The following is a 3,527-nucleotide window of genomic DNA, read 5'->3' as shown; positions in this document are numbered from 1 at the left end:
GACGATGGTCAGCCAGACATCCACATACCATTCGGGTTCGGCGTACTCGCGGCCCTCGGTGATGCCGAGCAGGTAGCCGGTCGCGGCCATGACGATGAACAGCTGGTAGCCCCAGAAGACGAACCAGGCGAGATCACGGCCGAAGAGGCGCGCGCGGCAGGTGCGCTGCACGACATACAGAGACGTGCAAAGCAGCGCGTTGCCGCCGAAGGCGAAAACGACACCGGATGTGTGCAACGGCCGCAAACGACCGAAATTGAACCAGGGCTGGATGTTGAGATCGGGGTAGGCGAGCTGCAGCGCGATCACCACGCCGACCAGCATGCCGACGACACCCCAGAACACGGTGGCGATCGCGCCGTAGCGGATCGGACCATCCATGTAAGCGGATGGGTCAATCGGAGCTGCTGGCCTGAACTCCGTGTTGCGCAACAGGATCGCAGTGAAACCAGCCACTGCGAAGAACAACACCCACATGTGTCGGCGGAAAGGTTCATCCACGCCGAAGCCGGCGGCCACCAGGGCCGCAAAAGCGAACACGCTTAGAAGGACGATCTCTGTGCCGAATTTCATTGCAGATCCCGATCTCGAATCTGGTGGATGCCAAATCCGCAGCGCACTAATCGCGCAGCCGCCGCCCCCTCGCCCTGATCTATGTCAGGCCGCACGATTTTGTGCGGCGCAATCAGCAGGTGGCGAATGAACGAGGAACGCAGCGCGGGCTCACTCCCTCATGGAAGGCGTTCCCTGGGTTGGGCGGGCGCAGACGCGATCGCTGAGGCGAAAGCTGAGGCTCTGCGCGCGTTGGATGCTATTGCCGATGCCCTGCCAAACGTTGTTCGGATCCCATTGGAAACGAACGCGATCGTTCCGCCGAGCCGTGGCAGATTAAGGACCATGCTTCGCCGGTATGTGCCGAAACACACCTGGCGATTGGTCACGTTCCTATCAAAGCCCGAAAGCTGTTTGTCTCGACAACCGTGACGCCGCTTCGTCGAAGGCGCGGCGACATCGCATTAAAAGGCAAACACGGCCCGCCCCGGAGTCATGCGACATGGCCTCGCCGCTTAGGGCCGCTCGCGTCCGCCGCCACAGCGCTTCTCCAGACGGCTTATGCTGTCCACCGTCACATGGCGTGCGTTCTCAATCCGAATCACCCCGTCAGCCCGCAATCGCGTCAGTTGGCGGCTCACGGTCTCGCTGGTGATTCCAAGGAAATCAGACATTTCGGCACGCGTCAGCGGCAGATCGAAGGAGGCCGACCCGGAAGCCGCATCGAGACTGGAATCGATATTCCGGGCCATCATGAGGAGAAAAGTCGCCACCTTTTCCGGAGCTGTCTTGCGCCCCAGCGTCACCATCCACTCGCGCGCCTCATCGAGTTCATTCAGCGTCTGTTTGAGCAGGCGATGCTCGAATTCCCGTGACGCCTTCATCATCCGTTCGACGGCCGCTCGCGGAAACGAACACAGCGTGACTGCTGTTGCCGCTTCCGCATTGATCGAGCTTTCCTCCTTGAAAGGACGTCCCAGAAAATCCGGTGCAAACTGGAGACCGACGATCTGCTGGCGCCCATCCGACAGGCTCTTTGATAGCTTTACCACGCCTGAAAGCACGTTGGAGTAGCTGTCGACGTTCTGTGCCTCGCCGGTCAACTCCATTCCTGACTCGATCCGGCGACGCGAGCAAGTCTTGGCGAGCCCAACCAAATTGTCTGGATCGAGCGCACCGCAGACACCGCGACGCCGTGCCTCGCAAGGGAAGCAAAGAACAGGAATGCCGGAACTATGAATGTCTTGCCGAAAGGTCATGCGTTCGCCTTACCCGATCCTAACTGCCGGCAGGATACCCATCCAGGGTAGAGAAATCCTGCGGCGGTTTGTCCATGAGCGCGGCTGATCGAGATCAGGGTCTGCTTCAGCGATGCGTGCAGTGTTCCGGCGGGCAACACGGTGAACGCGAGATGCAATCGGAAATAGCTGTCAAACTCAGCGAGAACGTCCCACGCTACACCAGCTATCCGACGGCGCCGCATTTCCATTCGGGGATCGATGCTGCCATTTACCGTGGCTGGTTGGAGACGCTGGAAAGCGGCGACGAAATCTCGCTGTACCTGCACATTCCTTACTGCGACAAGCTCTGCTGGTTCTGCGCCTGCCACACCAAGCAGACGCACCAATATGAGCCGGTGGCCGCTTATCTGCGCTCGCTGAATGCCGAAATCGTCACGATTGCCGGTCTGGTGAGCGGCAAGGCACATGTCCGTGCAATCCACTTCGGTGGCGGTTCGCCAACTATTCTGAGGCCCGATGATATGGTTGCTCTTGGAGCGGCCTTGCGGGACAGCTTCGACCTTCTCCCGGATGCTACGGTCAGCATCGAAATCGAAACCAACGACATGGACAAGGCGCGCCTTGATGCACTTGCTCAAATCGGCGTAACGCGGGCGAGCCTCGGCGTGCAGGATTTCGATCCGCAAGTGCAAAAAGCAATTAATCGTGAGCAGAGTTTTTTGCAGACCAAGGCAGTCGTCGACGGGGTTCGTTCGCGGGGCGTCGAATCGGTCAATCTGGACCTGCTCTACGGGCTCCCGAATCAGACACGCGAGACGATCTGTTCCACGGTGGCGCAGGCACTGACCTTGGAGCCAGACCGGATGGCCCTGTTCGGCTACGCACATGTGCCCTGGTTCAAGAAGCATCAGACGATGATCGACGAGGCATGGCTGCCGAGTCCCACTGAGCGTTTCGCCCAATCTCAACTCGCGGCGCGGGCAATTGTCGCCAAGGGATATGAGGCAATAGGACTCGATCATTTCGCGAAGCCCGACGATGCGCTGGCCATAGCGGCCCGCGCAGGGGTTTTGCATCGCAATTTTCAGGGCTACACTGAGGATCGCTGCCCGACACTGATCGGACTTGGCCCTTCGTCCATCGGTCGTTTTCGCCAAGGCTACGTGCAGAACATGGCTTCGACTGCCGGGTACGGGCGCATGGTTGCGGATGGCGGGTTGGCTGCCGTCCGCGGCGTTGCCCTTTCCGACGACGATCGCGTCCGTGGCTGGATCATCGAGCGGCTGATGTGTGATTTTGCCTTCTCGGCAGTCGACCTGGTGGAGCGGTTCGGCAAAGCCGGCGAGCAGCTCCTTCATCGCTCGAGGTCCATCGCACTCCACGATCCTGCCCGAGCGCTTGAATTCGATGGTGACAGTTTCCTCGTACGGACTGAAAGTCGCCCCTTCATTCGAACCATCGCGGCCAAGTTCGATACATATTTCAAAGGGGGAACGGCGAGGCACTCGGTGGCGGTCTGAGCAAAGCACAGTGCGCTCGCCGTTTGGTCGATCGGCGAACCAGCTGCGTTCGTTTTGACCGCTCATAGGCGACTACCGCATCAAATCGTCGACCGTGAACAATCCGAGCCCTAAGCGGCGACCGGCTTCGGCCGGATTTGAAGCAGGGCAATCAAGAGCGACAAAAACCCCTTCAGCCACCTGAGCAGGAGGGAGAAGTTGTAGCCGGCGGCGG

The 3,527-nt window shown here is 59.9% G+C and carries 3 protein-coding genes; 1 reads left to right on the top strand and 2 read right to left on the bottom strand.

Annotated elements, in window-relative coordinates:
* The coding region (locus EN935_RS26905; protein ID WP_206534573.1) for a cbb3-type cytochrome c oxidase subunit I at positions 1 to 573 on the bottom strand (573 nt) is incomplete at its 3' end.
* A gap of 494 nt (positions 574 to 1,067) precedes the next feature.
* Positions 1,068 to 1,811: a Crp/Fnr family transcriptional regulator gene (locus EN935_RS26900; protein WP_024502861.1), complete on the bottom strand. Its 744-nt coding sequence runs from the start codon at positions 1,809 to 1,811 to the stop codon at positions 1,068 to 1,070.
* Positions 1,812 to 1,963: 152 nt separating this feature from the next.
* On the opposite strand from EN935_RS26900, the gene hemN reads away from it, so the two are divergent.
* Entirely contained in the window at positions 1,964 to 3,313 is a 1,350-nt protein-coding gene (gene hemN, locus EN935_RS26895; RefSeq protein ID WP_063169226.1) for an oxygen-independent coproporphyrinogen III oxidase, read from the top strand.
* Positions 3,314 to 3,527 lie beyond the last annotated feature (214 nt).

This window comes from Mesorhizobium sp. M7D.F.Ca.US.004.03.1.1 (assembly GCF_003998635.1).
Lineage (GTDB): Bacteria > Pseudomonadota > Alphaproteobacteria > Rhizobiales > Rhizobiaceae > Mesorhizobium > Mesorhizobium loti.
The sequence above is the reverse complement of the archived record's forward strand: the minus strand, read 5'-3'. Positions and strand labels throughout refer to the sequence as shown.